Annotated in this window: 22 protein-coding genes; 7 read left to right on the top strand and 15 right to left on the bottom strand. The window is 70.6% G+C overall.

The window, feature by feature from the left end; all coding sequences use genetic code 11:
* Window positions 1–97 precede the first annotated feature (97 nt).
* A complete protein-coding gene (locus ABZ396_RS12250) occupies window positions 98–2359 on the bottom strand; it encodes a SpoIIE family protein phosphatase (protein WP_358916054.1) in 2262 nt (753 codons plus the stop codon).
* Window positions 2360–2647: 288 nt separating this feature from the next.
* Between ABZ396_RS12250 and ABZ396_RS12255 the strand changes: the two genes are divergently transcribed.
* Both ABZ396_RS12255 and ABZ396_RS12260 read left to right on the top strand, forming a co-directional pair.
* Window positions 2648–2866, top strand: coding sequence for a hypothetical protein (locus ABZ396_RS12255; RefSeq protein WP_358916056.1), 219 nt, complete (start codon window positions 2648–2650; stop codon window positions 2864–2866).
* A 53-nt stretch (window positions 2867–2919) separates the two neighbouring features.
* Window positions 2920–3399: a hypothetical protein gene (locus ABZ396_RS12260; protein WP_358916058.1), complete on the top strand. Its 480-nt coding sequence runs from the start codon at window positions 2920–2922 to the stop codon at window positions 3397–3399.
* Here the strand turns inward: ABZ396_RS12260 and ABZ396_RS12265 are convergent.
* Together ABZ396_RS12265 and ABZ396_RS12270 are read right to left on the bottom strand one after the other, a co-directional pair.
* Complete coding sequence (locus tag ABZ396_RS12265) at window positions 3391–3987, bottom strand: TetR family transcriptional regulator (RefSeq protein ID WP_358916060.1); 597 nt, start codon at window positions 3985–3987, stop codon at window positions 3391–3393. The genes ABZ396_RS12260 and ABZ396_RS12265 overlap by 9 nt on opposite strands.
* A gap of 26 nt (window positions 3988–4013) precedes the next feature.
* Entirely contained in the window at window positions 4014–5024 is a 1011-nt protein-coding gene (locus ABZ396_RS12270; protein ID WP_358916062.1) for an aldo/keto reductase, read from the bottom strand.
* 169 nt (window positions 5025–5193) lie between these two features.
* Between ABZ396_RS12270 and ABZ396_RS12275 the strand changes: the two genes are divergently transcribed.
* Window positions 5194–6240 (top strand): chitinase, encoded by a 1047-nt coding sequence (locus tag ABZ396_RS12275; RefSeq protein ID WP_358916064.1) that lies wholly within the window; start codon window positions 5194–5196, stop codon window positions 6238–6240.
* 95 nt (window positions 6241–6335) lie between these two features.
* Here ABZ396_RS12275 and ABZ396_RS12280 read toward each other — a convergent pair whose 3' ends face one another.
* Window positions 6336–7718, bottom strand: a complete 1383-nt coding sequence (locus tag ABZ396_RS12280) for a glycine--tRNA ligase (protein ID WP_358916066.1) — start codon at window positions 7716–7718, stop codon at window positions 6336–6338.
* Window positions 7719–7970: 252 nt separating this feature from the next.
* Between ABZ396_RS12280 and ABZ396_RS12285 the strand changes: the two genes are divergently transcribed.
* The 4 genes from ABZ396_RS12285 to ABZ396_RS12300 all read left to right on the top strand — a co-directional run bounded on the left by ABZ396_RS12285 (window position 7971) and on the right by ABZ396_RS12300 (window position 11068).
* Window positions 7971–8927 (top strand): metal ABC transporter substrate-binding protein, encoded by a 957-nt coding sequence (locus tag ABZ396_RS12285; RefSeq protein WP_358916067.1) that lies wholly within the window; start codon window positions 7971–7973, stop codon window positions 8925–8927.
* An 11-nt stretch (window positions 8928–8938) separates the two neighbouring features.
* On the top strand, window positions 8939–9697 hold the full coding sequence (locus ABZ396_RS12290; RefSeq protein WP_358916069.1) for a metal ABC transporter ATP-binding protein: 759 nt from the start codon (window positions 8939–8941) through the stop codon (window positions 9695–9697).
* Window positions 9697–10596 (top strand): metal ABC transporter permease, encoded by a 900-nt coding sequence (locus ABZ396_RS12295; RefSeq protein WP_358916071.1) that lies wholly within the window; start codon window positions 9697–9699, stop codon window positions 10594–10596. The genes ABZ396_RS12290 and ABZ396_RS12295 overlap by 1 nt, the downstream gene beginning before the upstream one ends.
* Before the next feature lie 61 nt (window positions 10597–10657).
* A complete protein-coding gene (locus tag ABZ396_RS12300) occupies window positions 10658–11068 on the top strand; it encodes a transcriptional repressor (RefSeq protein ID WP_358916073.1) in 411 nt (136 codons plus the stop codon).
* 131 nt (window positions 11069–11199) lie between these two features.
* On the opposite strand, the gene ABZ396_RS12305 is transcribed toward ABZ396_RS12300, so the two are convergent.
* The 11 genes from ABZ396_RS12305 to leuA form a co-directional block, all read right to left on the bottom strand.
* Window positions 11200–12039 carry an isoprenyl transferase gene (locus ABZ396_RS12305; protein WP_358916075.1) on the bottom strand — a complete coding sequence of 280 codons (840 nt, stop codon included), beginning with the start codon at window positions 12037–12039 and terminating at the stop codon, window positions 11200–11202.
* Between the two features lie 17 nt (window positions 12040–12056).
* Complete coding sequence (recO, locus tag ABZ396_RS12310; RefSeq protein ID WP_358916076.1) at window positions 12057–12806, bottom strand: DNA repair protein RecO; 750 nt, start codon at window positions 12804–12806, stop codon at window positions 12057–12059.
* Between the two features lie 49 nt (window positions 12807–12855).
* A complete protein-coding gene (locus ABZ396_RS12315) occupies window positions 12856–13080 on the bottom strand; it encodes a hypothetical protein (protein WP_358916219.1) in 225 nt (74 codons plus the stop codon).
* 120 nt (window positions 13081–13200) lie between these two features.
* Entirely contained in the window at window positions 13201–14127 is a 927-nt protein-coding gene (locus ABZ396_RS12320) for a dihydrodipicolinate synthase family protein (protein WP_358916078.1), read from the bottom strand.
* Window positions 14127–15125 carry an ABC transporter ATP-binding protein gene (locus tag ABZ396_RS12325; RefSeq protein ID WP_358916080.1) on the bottom strand — a complete coding sequence of 333 codons (999 nt, stop codon included), beginning with the start codon at window positions 15123–15125 and terminating at the stop codon, window positions 14127–14129. Before ABZ396_RS12325 ends, ABZ396_RS12320 begins: the two co-directional genes overlap by 1 nt.
* On the bottom strand, window positions 15122–17164 hold the full coding sequence (locus tag ABZ396_RS12330; protein WP_358916082.1) for a dipeptide/oligopeptide/nickel ABC transporter permease/ATP-binding protein: 2043 nt from the start codon (window positions 17162–17164) through the stop codon (window positions 15122–15124). Before ABZ396_RS12330 ends, ABZ396_RS12325 begins: the two co-directional genes overlap by 4 nt.
* On the bottom strand, window positions 17161–18120 hold the full coding sequence (locus ABZ396_RS12335) for an ABC transporter permease (protein ID WP_358916083.1): 960 nt from the start codon (window positions 18118–18120) through the stop codon (window positions 17161–17163). The genes ABZ396_RS12330 and ABZ396_RS12335 overlap by 4 nt, the downstream gene beginning before the upstream one ends.
* A gap of 4 nt (window positions 18121–18124) precedes the next feature.
* A complete protein-coding gene (locus ABZ396_RS12340; protein ID WP_358916085.1) occupies window positions 18125–19720 on the bottom strand; it encodes an ABC transporter substrate-binding protein in 1596 nt (531 codons plus the stop codon).
* Window positions 19721–20093: 373 nt separating this feature from the next.
* On the bottom strand, window positions 20094–21275 hold the full coding sequence (locus tag ABZ396_RS12345; protein ID WP_358916209.1) for a sialidase family protein: 1182 nt from the start codon (window positions 21273–21275) through the stop codon (window positions 20094–20096).
* A gap of 186 nt (window positions 21276–21461) precedes the next feature.
* Window positions 21462–22157: a TerB family tellurite resistance protein gene (locus ABZ396_RS12350; RefSeq protein WP_358916087.1), complete on the bottom strand. Its 696-nt coding sequence runs from the start codon at window positions 22155–22157 to the stop codon at window positions 21462–21464.
* Between the two features lie 185 nt (window positions 22158–22342).
* Complete coding sequence (gene leuA / locus ABZ396_RS12355) at window positions 22343–24064, bottom strand: 2-isopropylmalate synthase (RefSeq protein ID WP_358916089.1); 1722 nt, start codon at window positions 24062–24064, stop codon at window positions 22343–22345.
* Between the last annotated feature and the right edge of the window lie 250 nt (window positions 24065–24314).

The following is a 24314-nucleotide window of genomic DNA, read 5'->3' on the forward strand; positions in this document are numbered from 1 at the left end:
CCGGAAGCCCTCGTACTGGACGTACTTGGGCTTTCGGCCGGTGCGGCGAGAGTGCGTGCCGGGCGTCGCGGCGAGGCGAACGTTGCCTGTTGCGGCACTAGCCGCTGTTGCCGCCCAGTTCGAACCAGACGATCTTGCCGGTGCCCAGCCGGGTCGTGCCCCAGCGCCGGGCGAGCCTGTTCACGAGGTACAGGCCGCGCCCGTGCTCCTCGCTGGGCAGGGCCCGGCGCAGCCTGGGCAGTTGCGGCACGTCGTCGCCGACCTCGCAGCGCAGCACGTCGGTGCGCAGCAGCCGCAGGCTGATCGGGCGGGAGGCGTGGCGTGCGGCGTTGGTGACGATCTCGCTGACCAGCAGCTCGGCGGTGTCGATGAGTTCCTCAAGGCCCCAGCCGGTCAGGGCCTGCCGGGTGACCCGGCGAGCCTGGCCGGGGCTGCTGTCCTCGGGTTCGAGCGTCCAGTACGCCACGTCGCTCGGCGCGATGCCGTCGAAGCGGGCGGCGAGCAGCGCGATGTCGTCGTCCCGGTCGCCCGGCCCGAGCATGTCGAGGACCTCGTCGCACAGCGCCTCCAGCGGAGGCGGCCGGTCGGGGCCGGTCAACTGGGCGGTGGCGGCGAGCCTTTCACGCAGTTGCTCGATGCCGGTCCACACGTCACGCAGCCGGGACTCGACCAGCCCGTCGGTGTAGAGGAGCAGGGTCGCCCCGGCGGGCGCGTCCAGCTCGACCGCCTCGAAGTCGATGCCACCGACGCCGATCGGGGCGCCGGGTGGCACGGTGAGGACCTCCGTCTTGCCGCCGGGGTGCAGCAGGATCGGCGGCGGATGGCCGGCGTTGGCGACGGTGATGCGGTGCGCCACCGGGTCGTAGACGACGTACTGGCAGGTCGCCATGCGGTCGGTGCCCAGCCGCTGGGCCTGCTCGTCGAGGTGGTGGAGCACCTCCTGCGGGGGCAGGTCGAGGCCGGCCAGGGTCACCGCGGTGGTGCGCAGCTGGCCCATGACGGCGGCCGAGGTCATGGAGTGCCCCATGACGTCGCCGACGACGAGGGCGACCCGGCTGCCGGGCAGCGGGATCGCGTCGTACCAGTCGCCGCCGACGCGTGCGGTCTCGGCGGCGGGGAGATAGCGGAAGGCCAGCCGGGCGCCGGTGGGCCGGGGCAGGGTCTGCGGCAGCATCGCACGCTGGAGCCGGTCGGCGATGAAGGCCTCGCGGCTGTACAGCACCGCCTTGTCGACACCGAGCGCGGTGTGGGTGGCCAGCTGGGCGGCGACCAGGAGGTCGGCGGGTTCGAACGCCGGACGTTCCGGGCGGCGCAGGAAGACCACCGCGCCGGTGACCCGGCGGCGGCCGCGCAGCGGGGCGAGGATCGCGTGCGTACCGGACCAGCCGTTCAACCCGCTGTCCTCGCCGACGAGTTCGCTCAGCGCGGCCCGGGTCGCCGGGTCGCCGGCGAACACCGGCCGGACGCCGCGCAGCACCTCGGCGAGCGCCCCGCCGGGTACCACCTCGCTCCAGTCGGCCGCGTCCAGCTCGTCCTGCTCGTCGTCCACGGTCTCCGCCGGCCAGACCAGGCCCTCGGCGCCGGGTCCCCTGATCCGGTCGGTGCGGCGCAGTCGCAGCACGGCGGGGCCGCTGGGGCGTTCGTCGCCGACCGGCAGCGGGTCGCGCAGATAGACGAGGGCCGCGTCCGAGTACGTCGGTACGGCGGCCCGGCACAGGCCGAGCACGATCTCGTCGGTGTCGAAACCGCGGGCGATCCGGCGGGTGGCGGCGCCGACGTAGCGCAGGCGGTCCTCGTCCGGGGCCTTGGGCGCGGCGGCGGGCCGGTCCCGCGGGGTGGCGGTGTCCTCGCTCACGCCGAGCGCGGCCTGTGCGGACAGCGCGTCGGCCAGGTCGATGTCGTCCGCCACGAAGTCCTCCCGGTCCATGCGCCGCAGGAACACCGCCAGGCCCACGACGGCGTCGGGCGCGCGCAGCGGGGCGAGCAGGACCCTGTTTCCCTGCGGGAGGCGGGGCGTGGCCCCCAGGAGCTCATGGAGGACCTCCTCGACGTCGTCGGGGCCTCTGCCGCGCGCCCTGCCGCAGCGCAGGAACCCGGCCAGCACGCCGTCGGGCGGCACCTGGGCCGCGGCCGGGGGTGTTCCGCCCATCAGACCGCCGAGTTCGGCCGGCAGCCCGTCCAGCAGCAGGCGCAACCGGCCGTCCGGGTCCTGCCGACGGTCGGCGAGGTAGACGAACACCCCGTCCGCCAGGTCCGGGACGGTCGACAGGCACAGCTCCCTGACGACCTGGGCCGCGCCCTCGGCGCGAGCGATCCGGCGGCCGGAGACGGCCAGGAAACGTTGAGGATCCGGCAGCATCGCCTCTCCGTGCCGGTGGCCGCTTCAGCTAAGGTCGCTCTCATCTTGAGCCTTGGTCAATGCCGTGTCCAGGGTTTCCGCCGGTACACCAAGTCGGGCGCGTGGTCCGGCCCTTGAGCCGACTGCTGGCATGTACACCGGAATGGCCTGCCCAGCGGCCGGAATCCGGCCACCCGGAGACGGCTTGGCCAACTCGCTGTGAAGAAATCCCTGTTGATGTTGGTCTTGCTGCACACTCCTCCCGTCGACACGTGCCGAACGGCAGTCGGGCACGGACTCGGAGGCGTCATGTCACAGATCGACTCGAGCAAGGTCAGCCGCTGGGACCAGCACGGGCGGGAACACACCGTGCAGGTGCAGCGCACCGGCATCCAGCGCACGATCAGGTGTGACACCTGCGGCTGGCGGCAGGGCGCGCAGTTCCTGCCCTGGCTGAAGGCGGAGGAGCATCTGGCCGAGGCCCACCAGGCCACCGTGGACCCCGCGGGAGCCCAGCCCTCCCGATGACTTTCCGCCGGCGTGGGAGTCGTACACAAGCGCACCCGCCGGAGGGACGACCGATGACCGTGACCCCGCTCCACACCACCCTGCGCCGTTACGTCGACGACGGCACGGTCCGCGGAGCCGTCGGGCTGGTCGCCCGGGGTGACGACGTCGAGGTCGTGACCGTCGGGGCCATGGAGGCCGCGGGGTCCGCGCCGATGGCCCGGGAGGCCAAGCCGAACGCGGCGGCCAGCATCCCCACGCCGAAGCCGAGCCCGTCCATGTCCACCATGGGCTCGATCACGATCAAGGCGAGCAAGACCTCGGTCAAGGCCGGTGAAACGGTGACCTTCACCGGTCGCACCAAGGGCCTGAAGATCGGCACACAGTTGGTGCTCCAGCACCAGAACGGCGGCAAGTGGATCCCGCTCAAGGTGAGCGCCAAGGTCAAGAACGGCAGCGCCTACTCACTGACCGCGAAGCTCAACACCAAGGGCACCAGCATCTGCGGATCGCGGCCGGCAAGGTCCACTCCCCCACGGTCACCGTCAAGGTGAACTGAGGCCGCGCAGCAGGAGTTCCACCATCGAGGCGAAGTCCGCCTCGGCCTCCGGCCGTACCCACTCGCGTGCGTAGCACGGGTCGTGGAAGCGGCCGGTGGCCTGGAAGACGACGCGGGCCGCGGCGGCGGGGTCGGGCACGGTGAAGACGCCCGTGCCGGCCCCGTCCCGGAGTATCTCGGTGAGCTGGCCGGTCAGGTCGTCTATGTGCTCGGTGACCGCCGGGCCGTTCTCGTCGACCAGCACCATGTAGGTGGCGAACAGCTCAGGGTCGTCGCCCGACTTGCGGCGCTTGGCGTCGAAGAGCGCCCGCAGCCAGTCGCGCAGCCGGTCCTCCGGAGCGCGGTCCTCAGCCACGATGACGGACAGCACCCGCGAGGTGCGGTCCAGCCACCGCTTGGTCACGGCCTCCCGCAGCGCCGCCTTGGTGCGGAAGTGCCGGTAGACACTGCCGTGACTGACGCCGAGCGCGCGGGCCACGTCCACCACGGTGGCCTTGGCCGGGCCGTGCCGGCGCAGCACCTCCTCGGTCGCCTCGAGGATGCGCTCGGCGGTGAGGGTCGGGGGCGGGGACGTGGCTGTCATGACCTAGACGGTACCCAAAGCCGTCGTCAGTGCTCGGTGCCGAGGTGGGACATCTGCGCGGCCGGGTAGCGGGTGCCCGCCGCCGCGTCCGCAGGTACCGCCTCCTCGATGGCCGCGAGGTCCGCCGCGTCCAGCGTCACGTCGAGCGCGCCCAGCGACTCCGTGAGCCGCTCCCGGGTGCGGGCGCCGACGAGCGGCACGATGTCCTCGCCGCGGGAGAGCACCCAGGCGATGGCGATCTGCGCGACCGTGACGCCCTTCTCTTCGGCGATCTTGCGCAACGCCTCGACGAGGTCGAGGTTGTGCTGGAGGTTCTCGCCCTGGAAGCGGGGCGAGTGGGCGCGGAAGTCGTGCGCGGCGAGCTGCCGCTCGCGGGTGAAGTGGCCGGAGATCAGGCCACGGGAGAGCACGCCGTACGCCGTGATGCCGATGCCCAGTTCACGGGTGGTCGGCAGGATCTCCCGCTCGATGTCGCGGGTGATGATCGCGTACTCGATCTGCACGTCGGTGATGGGGGCGGTGGCGGCGGCCCGCCGGATGTTGTCCGGGCCGGCCTCGCTGAGGCCGATGTGCCGGACGTATCCCTGATCGACCAGTTCCTTGATCGCGCCGACCGTCTCCTCGATCGGCACGCCTGGGTCGACGCGGGCGATCCGGTAGACGTCGATGTGGTCGACGCCGAGGCGCTGGAGGGAGTACGCGGCGAAGTTCTTGACGGCGTTCGGGCGGCCGTCGTAGGCGTTCCAGCCGCCGGCCGGGTCGCGCAGGGCGCCGAACTTGACGCTGGTCAGCGCCTGTTCACGCAGGGCGGCGGGGGCGGTGCGCAGGGCCTCGCCGATCAGCATCTCGTTGTGGCCCATGGCGTAGAAGTCGCCGGTGTCGAGCAGGGTCACGCCGGATTCGAGGGCGGCGTGGATGGTGGCGATCGACTCGGCGCGGTCGGCCTCGCCGTAGAGGGCGGACATGCCCATACAGCCCAGGCCGAGGGCGGAGACCTGGGGGCCGGTGGATCCGAGGGTTCGGGTGTTCATCGTCATGGGACCACCTTGGCATGACAGATGACAGATTTCAATATCTGTCATTCCATACCCACCAGTCATCTATCGGCGCGCGCCGTTTCCGGTCCAGACCTATTGACGAGAGGTCTGGACCACGAGCACTGTCATGCCTACGACACCTCGCCGCACCCCCACCGGGAGGATCCGTATGCTCCGCCGCGCCCTGTGCCTGCTCGCCGCCGCCCTGGCCACCGCCGCGCTCACCCAGCTGCCCGCCGCCGCCCCCGCCTCCGCCGCCGACACCTGCGCCGTGAAGTCGAGGCCCGCCGGAAAGGTCCTGCAGGGGTACTGGGAGAACTGGGACGGCTCGGCCAACGGCGTCCACCCGCCCTTCGGGTGGACGCCCATCACCGACTCCCGGATCGCGGCCCACGGCTACAACGTGATCAACGCGGCCTTCCCGGTCATCCGCTCCGACGGCACCGCGCTGTGGGAGGACGGCATGGACACGGGCGTGAAGGTGGCGACACCCGCGGAGATGTGCGCGGCCAAGGCGGCCGGGCAGACGATCCTGCTGTCGATCGGCGGCGCGGCGGCGGGCATCGACCTCAGCTCCACGGCCGTGGCCGACAGGTTCGTTGCGACGATCGTCCCGATCCTGAAGAAGTACAACTTCGACGGCATCGACATAGACATCGAGACGGGCCTGGTGGGCAGCGGTTCGATCACCCAACTCTCGGCTTCCCAGGCCAACCTGATCCGGATCGTCGACGGGATCCTGGCCCGGATGCCGTCGAACTTCGGCCTCACCATGGCCCCGGAGACGGCGTACGTCACCGGCGGCAGCATCACCTACGGCTCGATATGGGGCGCCTACCTGCCGATCGTCAAGAAGTACGCCGACAACGGCCGGCTGTGGTGGCTCAACATGCAGTACTACAACGGCAGCATGTACGGCTGCTCCGGCGACTCCTACTCGGCGGGCACGGTCGCCGGCTTCACCGCGCAGACCGACTGCCTCAACAAGGGCCTGGTCGTGCAGGGTACGACGATCAAGGTGCCCTACGACAAGCAGGTCCCGGGGCTGCCCGCGCAGTCGGGCGCGGGCGGCGGCTATATGTCACCAAGCCTGGTCGCGCAGGCCTGGAACCACTACGGCACGTCCCTCAAGGGCCTGATGACCTGGTCGGTCAACTGGGACGGCTCGAAGAACTGGACGTTCGGGGACAACGTGAAGGCACTTCAGCGGCGTTGAGCCCGGCAAACGCGATGCCGGACGAGCCCTGTCGGCTCGTCCGGCGTCGCGGCGAATGGACCCTGGAGGCGGACGGCCCCTGAGTCGGATGGACCCTAGGCGCCCAGCAGACGCCCGGCGAGGTAGCCCTCGATCTGGTCCAGCGACACCCGCTCCTGCTTCATGGAGTCGCGCTCGCGGACGGTGACCGCGTTGTCCTCCAGCGTGTCGAAGTCGACGGTCACGCAGTACGGCGTACCGATCTCGTCCTGGCGGCGGTAGCGGCGGCCGATGGCGCCGGCGTCGTCGAACTCGATGTTCCAGTTCTGGCGCAGGGTGGCGGCGAGCCCCTTGGCCTTCGGGGACAGCTCGGGGTTGCGGGACAGCGGCAGCACCGCGACCTTCACCGGCGCCAGACGGTGGTCGAGGCGCAGCACCGTGCGCTTCTCCAGCTTGCCCTTGGCGTTCGGCGCCTCGTCCTCGACGTACGCGTCCAGCAGGAAGGCGAGCATCGCGCGCCCGACACCGGCCGCCGGCTCGATGACGTACGGCGTCCAGCGCTCCCCGGCCTCCTGGTCGAAGTAGGAGAGGTCCTGGCCGGAGGCCTTGGAGTGGGCGTTCAGGTCGTAGTCGGTGCGGTTGGCGACGCCCTCCAGCTCGCCCCACTCGTTGCCGCCGAACTGGAAGCGGTACTCGATGTCAGCGGTGCGCTTGGAGTAGTGGGAGAGCTTCTCCTTCGGGTGCTCGTACCACCGCATGTTCTCCTCGCGCAGGCCCAGGCCGGTGTACCAGTTCCAGCGCTGCTCCATCCAGTACTCCTGCCACTTCTCGTCCTCGCCCGGCTTGACGAAGAACTCCATCTCCATCTGCTCGAACTCGCGGGTGCGGAAGATGAAGTTGCCGGGCGTGATCTCGTTGCGGAAGGACTTGCCCATCTGCGCGATGCCGAACGGCGGCTTGCGACGCGAGGTGGTCTGTACCTGGCCGAAGTTGGTGAAGATGCCCTGCGCGGTCTCGGGGCGCAGATAGGCGACCGAGCCGCTGTCCTGCGTCGGGCCGAGGTGCGTCGACAGCAGACCCGAGAACTGCTTCGGCTCGGTGAACTGGCCCTTGTTACCGCAGTTCGGGCAGTTCACCTCGGCCAGGCCGTTCTCCGGGAGGCGGCCGTGCTTGGCCTCGAAGGCCTCTTCCAGGTGGTCGGCGCGGAACCGCTTGTGGCAGGCGGTGCACTCGGTCAGCGGGTCCGTGAAAGTGGCGACGTGACCGGAGGCCACCCAGACCTCCGGGGCCAGGATGACGGACGAGTCGATACCGACCACGTCCTCGCGCGACGTCACCATGTAGCGCCACCACTGGCGCTTCAGGTTCTCCTTGAGCTCGACACCCAGCGGCCCGTAGTCCCAGGCGGCGCGCTGGCCGCCGTAGATCTCACTGCACGGGAATACGAAGCCACGGCGCTTGCTCAGGCTGACGATGGTGTCGATCTTGTCGGCGGCCACGGTGCTCTCTTCATTACGACGACGGGCGACGAAGCGGCTCTTCCGGACGCCTTCGAGGGTGCCTTCAGGGATACCTTCGGGGATACCTACGAGGATGCCTTCGGAGCGAGCTTCAGAGCGAATGCCTCAGGTTACCGGCGGGGGCTCCCCCTCGACCAAATCGGTCCCCCATGACGGACAGGCCACCCGCGGCTTACCGAGGCCTTACGATGCTTTTGACAACGGTTTCCATATTTGTTGAAAATGACTCTCATGAACGTACGACGCCGCCTCATATCCACGGCCGCCGCGACCACCGTCACCGCACTCGGCATGGCGACTCTCTCCGCCTGCGGCGGCGACGCCTCGGCGACCCGGACCGGCAAGTTCGACGTCGTCACGTCGTTCTACCCGATGGCCTTCCTCGCCGGTCGGATAGGCGGGAACCACGTCCACGTCACCAGTCTCACATCGCCCGGCCAGGAACCGCACGACCTGGAGATCAGCCCCAAGCAGATCATCGGGATCGAGAAGTCCGACGCGGTCCTCTATCTGAAGAACCTCCAGCCCGCCGTCGACGACGCGGTCGCCCAGTCGTCCGTGCAGACGAAGATCGACGCGGCCTCCCTGACCACGCTGGAGGAGCACGGAAACGAGGTCGGCGGGCACGCCGCCTCGCACGACACCGCCAAGAACGAGGAGGCGTCCGGCCTCGACCCCCACATCTGGCTGGACCCGGTGCGCTACGCCCAGGTCGCCGAGGGGGTGGGCAAGGCCTTCGAGAAGGCCGACCCGGACCACGCGGCCGACTACAGGAAGAACACCGCGGCCCTGGTGAAGCAGCTGAACGACCTCGACACGAAGTTCAAGGCGGGCCTGGCGAACACCGAATCCAAGGTCTTCATCACCACCCACGCGGCCTTCGGCTACCTCGCCGAGCGCTACGGCCTGACCGAGGAGGCCATCAACGGCCTCGACCCGGAGTCGGAGCCGAGCGCGGCCCGGGTGAAGGACCTGGAGACCATGGCCGAGGCCGACGGCGCCACCACCGTCTTCTACGAGACACTCGTCAGCGACAAGACCGCCAGGACCGTCGCCACCGACGCCGGGCTGAAGACGGACGTCCTCGACCCGATCGAGGGCATCACCGCCACATCCCGCGGCAAGGACTACTTCGCGGTCCAGGAAGCCAACCTCAAGGCGCTCCAGAGGGCACTGGGCGCCAAGTGAGTGGAGACGAGATGACCGCCGAGCCCGTCATATCCCTGCGCGGTGTCACCGCCGAACTGGGCTCGCGCCCCGTGCTGCGGGGCATCGACCTCACCGTGCACCGCGGCGAGGTCGTCGCGCTGCTCGGCGCCAACGGCTCCGGCAAGTCGACCGCGATCCGCACGATCATCGGCCAGGTGCCGGCCGGCGGCGAGATCACCCTCTTCGGCACCCCGCGCCGTACCTTCAAGGACTGGTCCCGGGTCGGCTACGTCCCGCAGCGCACCACCGCCGCGGGCGGTGTCCCCGCCACCGTCACCGAGGTCGTCTCCGCCGGCCGTCTCTCCCGCACCCGCTTCGGGCTCTTCCGCAAGGCCGACCACGAGGCCGTACGGCACGCGCTCGGCCTGGTGGGGATGGCGGACCGGGCCAAGGACAGCGTCGAGGCGCTCTCCGGCGGCCAGCACCAGCGGGTGCTGATCGCCCGCGCCCTGGTCGCCAGGCCCGAACTGCTGATCATGGACGAGCCGATGGCGGGCGTCGACCTGGCCAGCCAGGAGATCCTGGCGCGGACGCTGCGCGAGCAGGTCGAGCAGGGCACCACGGTCCTGCTGGTCCTGCACGAACTGGGCCCGCTGGAGCCGCTGATCGACCGCGCGGTCGTCCTGCGCGACGGCTGCGTCCTGCACGACGGCCCACCGCCGCGCGCGGTCGGCCAGCACGCCCTGCCCGGCCACGACCACGTACACCCCCACGAGCATGAGCCGATCCGCACGGGACTGCTGAGCTGATGGACTTCCTGAACTACGCCTTCATGCAGCGGGCCCTGCTCGCCGCCGTCCTGGTCGGCATCACCGCGCCCGCCGTCGGCATCTACCTGGTCCAGCGCCGCCAGGCCCTGATGGGCGACGGCATCGGCCATGTGGCCATGACGGGCGTCGGCCTCGGATTCCTGCTCTCGACCTCCCCTGTCTGGATGGCGACGGCGGTGTCGGTGCTGGGCGCCGTCCTCATGGAGCTGATCCGCTGGTACGGCAGGACCCGCGGCGACATCGCCCTCGCGATGCTCTTCTACGGCGGTATGGCCGGCGGGGTGATGCTGATCAACCTCGCGGGCGGCTCCAACGCCAACCTGATGTCGTACCTCTTCGGCTCGCTGTCGACGGTGTCGGAGTCGGACGTGACCGCGATCTGCGTTCTCGCCGCCTTCGTCCTCCTGGTCACTCTCGGTCTGCGCCGGCAACTGTTCGCGGTCAGCCAGGACGAGGAGTTCGCGCGGGTGACGGGCCTGCCGGTGCGGGCGCTGAACCTGCTGACGGCGATCACGGCGGCGGTGACGGTGACCGTGGCTATGCGGGTGGTGGGCCTGCTGCTGGTCTCCGCGCTCATGGTCGTGCCGGTGGCCGCGGCCCAGCAGCTCAGCCGCAGCTTCGCGGCCACGTTCGCGATCGCCGTCGCGATCGGTGTGACGGTGACGACCGGGGGCACGATCACGTCGTACTACCAGTACGTTCCGCCGGGCGCGACGATCGTGCTGCTGACGATCGCCGCGTTCATCGTGCTGAGCGTGCTGGCCACGCCGCTGGCGCGGCGACGCGCCCGCGCGGCGGCCGGGCGGCGGCCCGCCGGGGATCCGGCGGAGTGCGCGATTCCGGCCAGTCGGGAGGCCGCCGACGAGGTCGGCGTCTGACCGCGCACACTCCGGGCTGGCACAATGGCCCGGCAGAGACAGTGACGTGAGGAGGCAACCGGTGACGACCGCTGGACCGCCCGTGAAGGGCCGCTCGACCCGCCAGCGGGCAGCCGTGGCGGCGGCCCTTGACGAGGTCGACGAGTTCCGCAGCGCGCAGGAACTGCACGACATGCTCAAGCACAAGGGCGACTCGGTGGGCCTCACCACGGTGTACCGCACCCTCCAGACCCTCGCCGACGCCGGCGAGGTGGACGTCCTGCGCACGTCAGACGGCGAGTCCGTCTACCGCCGTTGCTCCACCGGCGAACACCACCACCACCTCGTCTGCAGGGTCTGCGGCAAGGCGGTGGAGGTGGAAGGACCGGCCGTCGAGAAGTGGGCCGAGGCGATCGCGTCGGAGCACGGGTATGTGAACGTGGCGCACACGGTGGAGATCTTCGGCACCTGTGCGGACTGCGCCGCAGGTTGAGCCGTCGTTCGGCTGCGGGTGAGGGGGGCTGGTCGCGCCCGGGCGGCGGAGCCGCATGTCGATGAGGCCCCGCGCCCCTGACGGGGCGCTCTCCCGCATCCTGGACGGCCCTCGTGAACGGCGGGTGGCCGTCAGTCGCCTGCCTGGTCGCCCTCCATGGCCAGCAGCTCCTCGTTGGGGATGGCACCGCCGAACCGCCGGTCCCGGGAGGCGAATTCGAGGCACGCCCGCCACAGGTCGCGGCGGTCGAAGTCGGGCCACAGGACGTCCTGGTAGACCATCTCGGCGTAAGCGCTCTGCCAGAGCAGGAAGTTGGAGGTGCGCTGCTCGCCGCTGGGGCGCAGGAACATGTCCACGTCCGGCATGTCCCCGTAGTACATGTGCTTCTGGATGGTCTTCTCGGTGACCTTCGACGGGTCGAGCCGGCCCGCCTTGACCTCCTCGGCGATCGACTGCACCGCGTCGACGATCTCGGCCCGGCCGCCGTAGTTCATGCAGAAGTACAGAGTGAGCAGGTCGTTGCCCTTGGTCTGTTCCTGGGCGACCTGGAGCTCCTTGGCGACCGACTTCCACAGCCGGGGCATCCGGCCCGCCCAGCGCACCCGGATGCCGAGTTCGTCGAGCTGGTCGCGGGTCCTGCGGATGAAGTCGCGGTTGAAGTTCATCAGGAAGCGGACCTCTTCGGGCGAACGCTTCCAGTTCTCGGTGGAGAAGGCGTAGAGGGAGATGTTCCGGACGCCGATCTCGATGGAGCCCTGGAGCACGTCGAGGACGCGCTCGGCGCCGACCTTGTGCCCCTCGGTGCGCGGCAGCCCGCGCTCCTTCGCCCAGCGGCCGTTGCCGTCCATGACGATGGCCACATGGTTCGGGACCAGTTCGCCCGGGAGCTTCGGCGGGCGGGCACCGGACGGGTGCGGCTCCGGCGCCCTGTACTCGCGGCGCCGGCTCCCCAGGATCCCGCGTACGACCATGTGCTTCTCGTCTCCCTCTAGCTCTTCTCTACATACCTGAGCGAGCGCAGCCCCCGCTCCAGGTGCCAGTGCAGATAGGCGGACACCAGCCCGCTTCCCTCCCGGACGTGCCGTGCCTCGGCCGCGTCCGCCGCCTCCCAGTCTCCCGTAAGCAGCGCACCGAGGAGAAGCAGGGTCTGCGGCGAGGGTACGACGCTGCCGGGCACCCGGCAGTCGACGCAGACGCTGCCGCCGGAGGCGACCGAGAAGAAACGGTTCGGGCCGGGCATCCCGCACCTGGCACAGGAGTCGAAGCTGGGCGCGTAGCCGTTGACGGCGAGGGAACGCAGCAGGAAAGCGTCGAGGACCAGGTGGGGTGCGTGCTCCCCGCGGGCGAGTGTCCTGAGTGCGCCCACGAGCAGCAGGTACTGCTGCACGGCCGGCTCGCCCTCGTGGTCGGTGAACCGCTCGGCGGTCTCCAGCATGGCCGTCCCGGCGGTGTACCGCGCGTAGTCGGTGACGATCCCGCCGCCGTACGGCGCGATGGTCTCGCTCTGTGTGCACAGCGGCAGCCCGCGCCCGACCAGTTCGCTCCCCCGCGCGAAGAACTGCACGTCGACATGGGAGAACGGCTCCAGCCGCGCCCCGAACTTCGACTTGGTCCGCCGCACCCCACGGGCGACCGCCCGCACCCGGCCGTGTCCGCGCGTGAGCAGGGTGATGATGCGGTCCGCCTCACCCAGTTTCTGGGTGCGCAGCACGATGCCGTCGTCGCGGAACAGGCTCATGGGCCCATTCTGCCCTGCCGTGGCAGGGGATCGTTCCGGACGGGAACCTTCAAGGCACCTCGCCGCGGCTGCGCGCGTTGGCGTGGGCGGTGGCCGCACTGAGCCGTTCCGACTGGGTCGCGATCCGTACGGCGTCCGGGTGGGCGTCCCACTCCCGCCCTCCCCCGTACGGCCGCAGCTGCACATAGGGGCCTTCGTGCCCCATGACGATGCCCAGCCGTCCGGTACGGGTGTCGACGGCGCAGGAGCCGACGGGGAGGTTCTTCGCGTTCACCTCACCTGGCTCCCCCGCCACCGGGAATTTCACGCTTCGCATCACCGAGGTGGCGCTGCGTGCCTAGACTCGGCCGGAGTCTGTCCCGCAAGCCGCGCGGACGGGACCGGCCCGCGGCCGCTACAGCAGCCCCGCCCCCGCCAGGTACTTCCCCACGCACTCGGTCTCCGCCTCCGACAGCGGCACCTGTGGCTCCGCCGTGGCCGGGCAGTCGATCACCCCGCGCAGACGCAGCGCCGCCTTGAACGCGCCCAGCGCCGCCGAGCTGCCGCCCATCCGGGCCGGGTCGCCGGCGCCGACCATCCGGAAGAGGGCGCACAGCCGTTCCTGTTCCGTCCGGGCCCGGTCCCAGTCACCGGCCCGGCACAGCCGGTGGAGGCGGACGTAACCGTCCGGGTCGACGTTGGCGAGACCCGGTACCGCTCCGTCGGCGCCCAGCGCGAGGGCCGAGTCGACCGTCAGCTCGGAGCCCGTCAGCGCGCTGAAGCGGGGAAGGCTCCGGGTGCCCGTGACGACCTCGCGGAAGCCGGCCAGGTCGCCGCTGGAGTCCTTCAGGCCGGCCAGCACCCCGTCGGCCGCCAGCTCCAGCACCAGGTCGGCGGGGAGCTTGGTGTGGACGGCGACCGGGATGTCGTAGGCGATCACCGGGACGGGCGAGCGGTCGGCGACCAGGCGGAAGTGGCGGCCGATCTCGGCGGGGTGGGTGCGGGTGTAGAAGGGGGCGGTGACGACGATCGCGTCCGCGCCGGCGGACGTGACGGACGCGACGTGGTCCAGGACCCGGGGTGTCGTCATGTCGATCACCCCCGCCAGCACCGGCAGCCGCCCGGCCACATGCGTCACCACCGTCTCCGTGACCAGCCCGCGCTGGCGGTCCGTCAGATACGCCACCTCCGACGTCGAGCCCAGCACGAACAGGCCGTCCACTCCGGCCGCCGTCAGATGGTCGACGAGTCTGCGCAGGGAGGGGACGTCCACCTCGCGGTCCGGTGTCAGGGGGGTGCAGACGGGCGGTACGACACCGGTCAGCGGGGTGGGCAGGGTCATCAGGGCTCCCTGGGCAGGCTGTGGCTCGGCTGGTCCTCCTCCACAGGATGGTGGCACCGGTAGCGGTGACCCTCGCGTGACGCGGCCGTGAAGTCAGGCATGCGGACGGCACACTCGTCGTCCGCCTTCCAGCAGCGGGTGCGGAACGGACAGCCGGACGGCGGGCGGGTCGCCGAGGGCACCGGACCGGTCAGCGGGATGGGGTCGATCGGGTTCAGCAGGCCGGGGGTGGCCGAGAACAGGGCCCTGGTGTACGGGTGCCGGGCGTGCTCGGTGACCTCGGCGGCCGGGGTCTCCTCGACGATCCGGCCCAGGTACATGGTGATCACCCGGTCGCTCATCCGCCGTACCGTCTGGATGTCGTGGGAGACGAAGACCATGGCGAGGCCGAGGCGTTCGCGAAGGTCGAGGAGGAGGTTGAGGATCTGGGCGCGGACCGAGACGTCCAGGGCGCTGGTCGGTTCGTCCGCCACCACCAGATCGGGGTCCAGGGCGAGGGCGCGGGCGATCGCCACGCGCTGGCGCTGGCCGCCGGAGAGCTGGCCGGGGAGGGCCTCGGCGAGAGCCCGGGGCAGGCCGACCAGGCCCATCAACTCCCGCACCCGCTCCTCCCGTTCGGCCCGTGTCCCGCGCTCGTGGACGTCCAGCGGGTCGCGGAGGATACGGCGTACGGGCAGGCGGCGGTTGAGGGCCGTCGACGGGTCCTGGAAGATCATGCCGGTGCTCGCGCCGACGGTCGACCGGCGTTCGGCCGGGGCCATCGACCACAGGTCGCGGCCGTGGAAGGTGACCGTGCCGGCGGTCGGCCGCTGGATGCCGACCAGCACCTTCGCCAGTGTCGACTTCCCGCACCCCGACTCGCCGACCACCCCGACCGTCTCGCCGGCCGCCACGGTGAGGTCGGCGCCGGTCAGCGCGTACACCCGGTCCCGGCCGAACTTGCCTCCGCCGCGGGCCCTGTGGACCACGTGGACGCCGGACAGCTCCACCGCGCTCATGTCACCGCCTCCGTGCTCGCCAGGTCGACGGCCGGGTGGTGGCAGGCCGCGGTGTGGCTGCGGGAGCCGAAGAGGTCGGGTGCCGTTGTGCGGCAGACCGCGCTCGCCGCCGGGCAGCGGTCCGCGAAGCGGCAGCCGGCCGGGAAGTCGGCCGGGGACGGCACCACGCCCCTGATCTGGGTCAGCCGCTCGGCCCCGGACTCCAGGGACAGCACGCTGCCGAGCAGGCCGCGCGTGTAGTGGTGGGTGGGGGCGGCGACCAGTTCGGCGGTGGTACCGGTCTCGACGATCTGTCCGCCGTACATCACCACCACCCGGTCGGTGACGTCGGCGACGAGGGCCAGGTCGTGCGAGACGAGGATCAGCGCGAAGCCGAGTTCCTCGCGGAGGCGGAGGAGGAGTTCCATCACCTGGGCCTGGACGGTGACGTCGAGGGCGGTGGTCGGTTCGTCGGCGATGATCAGGCGGGGGTCGCGGGAGAGGGCCATGGCGATCAAGACGCGCTGGCGCTGGCCGCCGGAGAGTTCGTGCGGGTAGCGGCGCAACGTGCCACTGGGGTCGAGGCCGACGAGGGTGAGGAGTTCGGCCGGGGTGCGGGTGCCGCCGCGTCGTGTCAGTTGTCTGAGCTGGGCTTGGATGGTCATCCCCGGGTTCAGGGAGGACAGCGCGTCCTGGTAGACCATCGCGATTTCGTGGCCCAGGAGTCGGAGGTGGGGGGTGGTGAGGTCCACGGGCGGGTGCGGGTTCGTGGGGGTTGATCGCGCCCGCGCGGCGGTAGCCGCATATGCAATACGGCCCCGCGCCCCTTCGGGGCGCGTCACCTCGCCGGCACAGAAATCGATTCGCCCCGTTACCCGTGCCGCTCTCGGCTGCAGGCCCATGATCGTGAGTGCCGTCAGGGATTTGCCGCAGCCCGACTCTCCTACCAGGCCCAGGACTTCGCCGGGGTACACCGCGAAGCTGATGCCGTCGACGATGTTCACGCCCCGGTGGCGGTCGGGGAAGGCGATCGTGAGGTTCTGCACGGACAGCACCGGTCGCCCGCCGGAAACGGGGGCCCGGGCCCGGGCGCGGAGCCGCTCGCCCGCCTCCCTCAGGCCGGGCAGCTCCAGGGCCTCACCCGGCTCGGGCGCCTCGACGGGATCCGTCGGCTGCGTCTCCACCTCCCTCGGCGCCGGTGACGCCCACGCGTCCGAGACGCCCTCGGAGAGGATGTTCAGGCAGAGGACGGTGAGCAGGATCAGCAGGCCGGGGAAGAGGGTCGCCCACCAGCCTCCCGTCAGCACCATGTTCTTGCCGTCCGCGATGACGCTGCCCCAGGACGGGTCCGGGGGCCGGACGCCCGCGCCGATGAAGGACAGGGACGCCTCGAAGACGATGGCCTCGGCGACCTGCACGGTGCAGAAGACCAGGATGGGGGCGGCGCAGTTGACGGCCACATGGCGGAGCACGATGTGGGGGGTGCGGGCGCCGATGACCCGTTCCGCGGTGACGTAGTCCTCGCCGTACTGGTCGAGGACGTTCGCCCGGACCACGCGGGCCACGGGTGGGGTGAAGAGGAAGGCGATCGCGCAGATCAGGACCGTGATGCCGCCGCCGAAGACGGCGACCAGGACGGCGGCCAGCGCGATACCGGGGAACGCCATCACCACGTCCAGGCAACGCATCAGCGTCTCGTCGACGGCCTTGCGGGAGGTGGCCGCGAGCGCCCCGAGCAGCGCGCCGGCGACCAGGGCGAGGCCGGTCGCGCCCAGGCCGATGGCGAGGGACCAGCGGGCGCCGTACATCAGCCGGCTGAGGATGTCCCGGCCGAGGCTGTCCTGGCCCATCCAGTGGCCCGCGGAGGGGTGTCCGGTGCCGTCGGCGGGGGCCTGCTGGGCGAGGGGGTCGTCGGGGGCGAGGAGGGGCGCGAGCACCGCCACCAGGACGACCACGGCCAGGAAGGCGAGGGCCGCCTTGGACAGCGGCGACAGCCTGCGCAGTCGTACGCCGGGACGGGCCAGGGCGGTGGTGAGGGCCGCGCGGGTGAACGTCGTCATGTCGCCTCCCGCAGACGGGGGTTGACCAGCAGATAGAGGACGTCGATGACGAGGTTGACGACGACGAAGCCGGTCGCGGTGGTGAGGACCACGCCCTGGACGACGGCCGGGTCGCCGTTCTGCACGGCGTCGATCATCAGCTTGCCCATGCCGGGCAGGGCGAAGATCGTCTCGATGACGACGGCGCCGCCGAGGAGGTAGCCGACGCGCAGGCCGAGCACGGTCAGGGGGTTGACGAGGGCGTTGCGCAGCACGTTGCGGCCGACCACGACATGGGGTGGCAGGCCGCTGCCGATCGCCGTGCGGACGTAGTCCCTGTCGAGTTCCTCGACCACCGAGGTGCGGACGATCCGGGTGAGCTGGGCGGCGACCGGGAGGGAGAGCGCGAGGGCGGGCAGGGCCATGGTCCTGAGCCAGCCGGTGACGGAGTCCTCCGGGTTGATGTAGCCGCCGGAGGGGAACCAGCCCCGGTCGACCGCCAGGTACTGGATCATCAGCAGCGCCAGCCAGAAGGCGGGGGCGGCGACGCCGACGAGCGAGAGCACCCGGATGGCCTGGTCCGGCCAGCGGTCGCGGTAGATCGCCGCCGTGACGCCTCCGGCCAGCGCCAGGACGACCGCGACGCCGAGGCCGAGGAAGGTCAGCTGGAGGGTGAGCGGCAGGGCGGTGGCGACCTGGTCGAGGACCGGGGTACGGGTGAGGGCGCTGGTGCCGAGGTCGCCGTGGAAGAGGTCGCCGACGAAGTGGACGTAGCGGACGGGGAGCGGGTCGAGGAGGCCGTTGCGCTCCCGGAAGTCGTGGAGTTGCCGCGGGGTGGGGTTGGCGCCCTGGAAGAACGCGGACGCCGGGTCGACGTCGGAGAAGCGCATCACCAGGAACACGAACAGGGCGATGCCGAGCAGCAGCGGCACCAGCAGGGCGATTCGGCGCAGCAGGATGCGCAGGACGGCGTTCATGCCGTCAGGCCCACTTGGCGGTCAGGACGTTGATGCCGGGGTAGGGCTGGGCTCTTATGCCGGCGAGCCTGCGCGGGTCCCAGGCGGTGATCAGCTCGTTGTGGACGACCGGGTAGAGGACGGCCTGTTCGGCGACGATGTCGATGTAGTCCTGGATCATCGTCTTCTTCTTGTCCGGGTCCGGTTCGCGGGTGGCCGCGTCCATGTCCTTGAAGAGCCGCTTCGCGACAGCGTTGCCGGCCCATCGGGCGTAGCCCATCCAGAGGTTCTCGGGGCCGTGGTTGTAGTGCATGATCAGGTCGGCGTCGAGGCCGAACTGGTTGGGGTTCGAGACGGCGGCGACGACCTGGTAGTCCTGCTTCTGGTCCATCTTGGTGAACACGGCCGTGGTCTCCTGCGGGGACAGGGTCGTGGCGACGCCGATCGCGTCCCAGGACGACTTGATGGTGGGCAGGCAGTCGACGATCCAGCTCACGTTGACGGCGAGGATGTTCACCTTGAGCCCGCTGACGCCGGCCGCCGCCAGCAGTTCCTTCGCCTTGCCGGGGTCGTAGTCGTAGACCGTCTTCGCCCTCCGGTAGGCGGGGTTGGTCTCGTCGAGGAAGGAACTCGCGGGTTTGCCATGGCCCTTGAGGGCGACGTCGACGATCTTCGCGTTGTCGATGGCGTAGTGCAGGGCCTGGCGGACCCGGACGTCGTCGAAGGGTTTGTGCCGCGTGTTGAACATCAGGAACAGGTTGTTCATCCCCGCGCCGCCGCCGACCGACAGTCCGCCCTGTTCGAGGCGGGTGATGTTGGCGTACGGGATGTTGTCGGAGATCTGCGCGCCCGCGTCGACCCCGGAGATCCTGGCCACGCGCGAGGCCGCGTCGACGATCGTCAGCCAGTTCATCCGCCGGAAGGCGGGCCCGCGGGGGCCGTTGTAGTGGTCGTACGCGGCGAAGGTGGTGTTCGACTTCGGGTGGTGCCCGGTCTGCCGGTACGGTCCCGTGCCCACCGCGAGTCCCTTGATCGCGTCGTCCCAGGCGCCGGGCCGGGAGTACACGTGCTTCGGCATGATCTTGGCGAGGGTGAGGCGGGCGATCCCGTCCGGGAAGGGGAACCTGAGGACCAGGTCGACGGTCCGGGTGTCGATCTTCCGGACCTCCTTCAGCCAGCTCGCGAAGAAGCCCTGGGCGAGGGTCTGGGTGCCCGGGTCGAGGATCCGGTCGAAGACGAAGACGACGTCGTCGGCGGTGACCGGCCTGCCGTCGTGGAAGGTGGCGCCCGGGCGCAGGGTGAACCGCCAGGTGGTGGCGTTCGGGTCGGCGGGCAGCCGGGTCGCCAGCGCCGGATAGGGGGCGCGGGTGATCGGATCCGTGTCGGCGAGGCCCTCGTAGATGTGGTTGTTGGCGGCCATGGCGAACGCGGACGCCGTCTGGGTCGGGTCCCAGCTGCCGTCGTTGCCGTAGCCGATCACGGCCGTGAGGGTGCGGTCGGAGCCGCTGCCGCCGAGGTCGATCGTGGACTTGGGTCCACAGGCCGTCAGCGAGGCGGCCGCGCCCAGGGCGCCGACGTGTTTCAGGAACGTCCTGCGGCCGTGGGTCGCCTCGTCGCGCACGGTGCCTCCAGCGTGGGGGAAAAGGAGACGTCGGACGTCCTGTGTAAGCGCGACCATAAGAGGGGGCTTCAGGGTGGTCAAGGCGGGGCGCGCGAATGGCGTAAACCGTCAGAGGTCGGACCAATAACGGTACGAAAGGGCAGCAGTCGGCGCCGGCCACCGGGTAGGTGACCGGCGCCGGAAGGGCTGTTCGGGAGCGGTCAGCCGGCGGCCACCGCAGCGCCAGCCAGCCACCGTTCTCCCGGGAGACCCTGCCGTCGCGGAACTCGAAGACACGACGGACCGGACCCGGTTCATGGCAACGGCCCCGGCGGCGGGACACCGAAGCAGCGGGAGCGCCGGCGCACGCCTCCGGACCGGCCGCCGGAGCCGCTCACTCCCGGGGCGCCGCGATCCGCCGGAACTCGATCGTGTCGTACGCCGTCCTCGTGCCCGTCTCGTACAGCACCCCGACCGTGCTCCTGTCCACCTGGACCAGGTCCGAGTAGGCCGCCTTACGGCCGGACAGGGTGAGGAGCTTGTCGAAGGTGATGCCCTCGTCCGCGCTGGTCCAGAGGGCCATGGCCTTGCGGGCCGTGGGGACCGAGGGGGCCGAGAAGAGCAACGGGGCTCCTACACCCCGGAGTTGGAGGACCGAGCCCTCGACCACCGGGACCTCGCTCAGGGTCGGCTGGACGGTGTAGCCCGCGTCCAGGGTCTCGGCGTCGTCGCTCGACCAGGCGTTGAGGCGGTTGCCGGGGCCGGAGCCGTTCTGATTGCGGGCGTTGAAGTAGAGGCGGCCGTCGGGCAGTTGGGCGGCGGTCGTCTCGTTGGCGTTGTCGCGGCCCGTGTAGGAGTCGTCGACGAAGCCGAGGTGCCAGCTGCGGCCGCCGTCGTCGCTGTAGATCGCGTGGCCGCCGTAGTACCTGGCCTCCCGGCCGGTGTCGGAGGAGCCGGCAGGCGGGGCGGAGGAGTGGTCGGCGGCGACGACCAGGCGGCCGCGGTGCCTGCCCTGGGTGAGGGCGACGGCATGGCCGGGACCGGTGGCGTACCAGCGCCAGCCGGAAGGTTTGACCTGGGCCGTGATCTCCTTCGGGGCGGTGAAGGACCGGCCCTCGCTCCGGCTGCGCTGCACGAACACCCGGCGGCTCTGCTTCTTGGTGACCTGGCCGCGCATGATCTGCGCCTCGTTCACCGAGCCGTCGTTGTAGGAGGTCACCAGGACGATGTCGCCGGTGCGCGGGTCGATGACGGGTGCCGGGTTGCCCCGGGTGTCCCTCTTGCCGTCGGCCACCACCTGGAGCGGGCCCCAGGTGCAGCCGCGGTCGGAGGAACGTCTCAGCACGACGTCGATGTCTCCGCTGTCGCCGGTGGTGGAGTGCCGGCCCTCGGCGAAGGCGAGCAGGGTGCCGCGCCAGGTGCGGACGACGGCCGGGATGCGGTACTGGGCGTAGCCGCCCTGGCCGGAGGCATACGGCACGGAGGACTGGCAGGTGGCCGCCCAGGCTCTGGGCCCGACCGCGAACGCCCCGAGGAGCAGGGCGGCGGCGAGGGAGATCCGGCTGACGCGGGTCACAGGAGACACATGGCTCACCTTTCCATGTTCCTCCCGGGCACCTTTACCGCACCCCCACAACGGGCAAACGGGGCACACAGTTTGCCATACCGTCAGTTCCTGGTTGGCGCACCGTCATCTCGGCGTTGGCGCACCGTCAGTTCCGCATCGGCACACCGTCAGTTCCCGTGACGGCCGGCCGGGGGCTCAGGACGGTGTGCGGGCCGCCGCCAGCAGACGGGTCACGTCGTCGGCGCAGATAGTCAGGGCCGCGCCGACCGTGCCGAGGACCTCGCGTTCGGCGTTGGTGTAGGGGCCGTCGGCGAGCGCGATCCGGGCCGCCTGGATGAGCAGGGACTCGCGGCCGGTGGGGGCGAGATGCGGGGCCAGCGGGTCGAGGGCCTCGTGCAGCTCTATCGCGAGGCTCGCCCCGCCCGGCTGCTCGAAGACCCGGCCGGTGTCGGCGGCGAGCGCGTCGACGAGCGCGCTCAGCTGTTCCTCCGTCACGTCCTCGAAGCCGGCCGCGCGGACCGTGGCCGCGGCCGCTTCCAACGACGCACGGGCACAGGTGCCGCCGGCCGCGAGGACGGCGAGGGCGACGGTGTGCACGGCGTCGCGGAGCATCCCCGAGAAGCGGGAGGTGGTGGGGTGGTCGAGGACGTCGGTGCCGTAGTGGTGGCGGCAGGCGGCGCACTCCACGACCGGCCCGGTGGTGCCGCGCGGCAGCACGGGCACGCCGAGCAGGGTGAAGCGGCGGCGGCCGGTGAGCCGCTGGTAGTTGCGGTCGCCCCCGCAGCCGGGGCAGAAGAACTCGCCGTCGCCGACGGGTGTCCATGAGGTGCGGGTGCCCAGGATGCGGGCAGGCCTGGCGGTTCGGCCGTCTCGTCCCCGTACTGGCAGCACGTCGCACCTCCTTAACGCCGTGGCAACATCGCCACCGCTGGCGTGATGTTAGCCACATCGGGGAGGTGGAGTCAGTACCGCGTACGAGACCTTTCCGTGATCTCTACCGCGGGATGGCTGGTATACGACGGGGCCCTGATCGCCGTACATCGCGATCAGGGCCCTGAAACCGCCGGTCAGAGCGGTTATCGCGTCGCGCGGTTGACGGCGGAGACGACCGCCTTCAGCGACGCACGCGTCGTGTTCGCGTCGATGCCGATGCCCCACAGGATCTTGTCGTCGATCGCGCATTCGATGTAGGAGGCGGCCTGTGCGGAGGCGCCCTCGCTCATCGTGTGCTCCTGGTAGTCCAGGAGGCGTACGTCGACGCCCAGACCCTGCAGCGCGTCGAAGAACGCGGAGATCGGGCCGTTGCCGGAGCCGGTCAGGACGGTGTCCTCGCCGTCGACGGTGGCCTCGACGGTGAGGGTGTCCACCCCGTCGGTGTCGGTGGTCGACTGGCCTGTCCGCACCTGGATACGGCCCCAGGGGTTGTCCGGGTTGGGCAGGTACTCGTCCTGGAAGACCGCCCAGATGTCGGCGCCGGTGATCTCGCCGCCCTCGGCGTCCGTCTTCGCCTGGATGAGCTTCGAGAACTCGATCTGCATTCGGCGGGGCAGGTCCAGCTTGTGGTCGTTCTTCAGGACGTAGGAGATACCGCCCTTGCCGGACTGCGAGTTGACCCGGATGACCGCCTCGTAGGAGCGGCCGACGTCCTTCGGGTCGATGGGCAGGTACGGGACGGCCCACTCGATGTCGTCGACGGTGACGCCCTTCGCGGCCGCGTCGGCCTCCCTGGCGTCGAAGCCCTTCTTGATGGCGTCCTGGTGGGAGCCGGAGAAGGACGTGTAGACCAGGTCGCCCACGTACGGGTGGCGCGGGTGGACCTCCATCTGGTTGCAGTACTCCCACGTACGACGGATCTCGTCGATGTCGGAGAAGTCGATCTTCGGGTCGACGCCCTGCGAGAACAGGTTCATGCCCAGGGTGACCAGGTCGACGTTGCCGGTGCGCTCGCCCTGCCCGAACAGGCAGCCCTCGACGCGGTCGGCGCCGGCCATCAGCGCCAGCTCGGCGGCGGCCACGGCCGTACCGCGGTCGTTGTGCGGGTGGACGGACAGCACGATGTGCTCACGGCGGGAGAGGTTGCGGTGCATCCACTCGAAGCGGTCCGCGTGCGTGGACGGCGTCGAACGCTCCACGGTGGCGGGCAGGTTGAGGATGATCTCGCGGCCCGGGCCCGGCTGGTAGACGTCCATGACCGCCTCGCAGACCTCCAGCGCGAAGTCCAGCTCGGTGTCGGTGAAGATCTCCGGCGAGTACTGGTAGCCGAATTCCGTCTCCGGGCCCAGCAGCTTCTCGGCGTACTCGATCACCAGGCGGGTGCCGTCGACGGCGATCTGCCTGATGTCGTCCTTGGAGCCGCGGAAGACGACCCGGCGGAAGACCGGCGCGGTGGCGTTGTACAGGTGGACGGTGGCCCGCCTGGCGCCCTTCAGGGACTCCACGGTCCGCTCGATCAGGTCCTCGCGGGCCTGGGTCAGCACGGAGATCGTGACGTCGTCAGGGATCGCGCCCTCTTCCTCGATGATCGAGCGCACGAAGTCGAAGTCGGTCTGGCCGGAGGCGGGGAAGCCGACCTCGATCTCCTTGTAGCCCATCTTGACCAGCTGGTCGAACATCCGGCGCTTGCGCTCGGGCGACATCGGGTCGATCAGGGACTGGTTGCCGTCGCGCAGATCGGTGGAGAGCCAGCGGGGAGCGGTGGTGATGCGCTGCTGCGGCCAGGTGCGGTCCGGGATGTCGACCTGCTCGTAGCGGCCGTACTTGTGGATCGGCATGGTGGTGGGCTGCTGGCGGTTCGCCATGATTGCGGGGCTCCTCAGGGTGTCCGGAAGGACGGCCGACGACGCAACGCGAAGCTCCGCGGGGAGGGAGTCGACCTGGACTACAGGCCCTCGCCGCGGCAGCTAAGAAGAAGCAGCCCGAAACGCATGATGCAGAGCATGCTAGTCGAGCCCTTCCGGACAGGGCGGTCCTGTATCAGCATGCGGGACTGAAGCGCCCTTTCAGGGGCGCGGGGCCGTGTGGACATGCGGCTCCGCCGCGCGGGCGCGG

The organism is Streptomyces sp. NPDC005866 (assembly GCF_040629895.1).
Classification (GTDB): domain Bacteria; phylum Actinomycetota; class Actinomycetes; order Streptomycetales; family Streptomycetaceae; genus Streptomyces.

Excerpts from the sequence above, each read along its gene's own strand:
- leuA (WP_358916089.1), bottom strand. The coding sequence starts at position 24,064 with ATGGCGAACCGCCAGCAGCCCACCACCATGCCGATCCACAAGTACGGC.
- ABZ396_RS12255 (WP_358916056.1), top strand. The coding sequence starts at position 2,648 with ATGTCACAGATCGACTCGAGCAAGGTCAGCCGCTGGGACCAGCACGGG.
- ABZ396_RS12320 (WP_358916078.1), bottom strand. The coding sequence starts at position 14,127 with ATGACCCTGCCCACCCCGCTGACCGGTGTCGTACCGCCCGTCTGCACC.
- ABZ396_RS12270 (WP_358916062.1), bottom strand. The coding sequence starts at position 5,024 with ATGACGATGAACACCCGAACCCTCGGATCCACCGGCCCCCAGGTCTCC.
- ABZ396_RS12250 (WP_358916054.1), bottom strand. The coding sequence starts at position 2,359 with ATGCTGCCGGATCCTCAACGTTTCCTGGCCGTCTCCGGCCGCCGGATC.
- ABZ396_RS12265 (WP_358916060.1), bottom strand. The coding sequence starts at position 3,987 with ATGACAGCCACGTCCCCGCCCCCGACCCTCACCGCCGAGCGCATCCTC.
- ABZ396_RS12260 (WP_358916058.1), top strand. The coding sequence starts at position 2,920 with ATGACCGTGACCCCGCTCCACACCACCCTGCGCCGTTACGTCGACGAC.
- ABZ396_RS12335 (WP_358916083.1), bottom strand. The coding sequence starts at position 18,120 with ATGAACGCCGTCCTGCGCATCCTGCTGCGCCGAATCGCCCTGCTGGTG.
- ABZ396_RS12295 (WP_358916071.1), top strand. The coding sequence starts at position 9,697 with ATGGACTTCCTGAACTACGCCTTCATGCAGCGGGCCCTGCTCGCCGCC.
- ABZ396_RS12290 (WP_358916069.1), top strand. The coding sequence starts at position 8,939 with ATGACCGCCGAGCCCGTCATATCCCTGCGCGGTGTCACCGCCGAACTG.
- ABZ396_RS12325 (WP_358916080.1), bottom strand. The coding sequence starts at position 15,125 with ATGAGCGCGGTGGAGCTGTCCGGCGTCCACGTGGTCCACAGGGCCCGC.
- ABZ396_RS12275 (WP_358916064.1), top strand. The coding sequence starts at position 5,194 with ATGCTCCGCCGCGCCCTGTGCCTGCTCGCCGCCGCCCTGGCCACCGCC.
- ABZ396_RS12285 (WP_358916067.1), top strand. The coding sequence starts at position 7,971 with ATGAACGTACGACGCCGCCTCATATCCACGGCCGCCGCGACCACCGTC.
- recO (WP_358916076.1), bottom strand. The coding sequence starts at position 12,806 with ATGAGCCTGTTCCGCGACGACGGCATCGTGCTGCGCACCCAGAAACTG.
- ABZ396_RS12305 (WP_358916075.1), bottom strand. The coding sequence starts at position 12,039 with ATGGTCGTACGCGGGATCCTGGGGAGCCGGCGCCGCGAGTACAGGGCG.
- ABZ396_RS12330 (WP_358916082.1), bottom strand. The coding sequence starts at position 17,164 with ATGACGACGTTCACCCGCGCGGCCCTCACCACCGCCCTGGCCCGTCCC.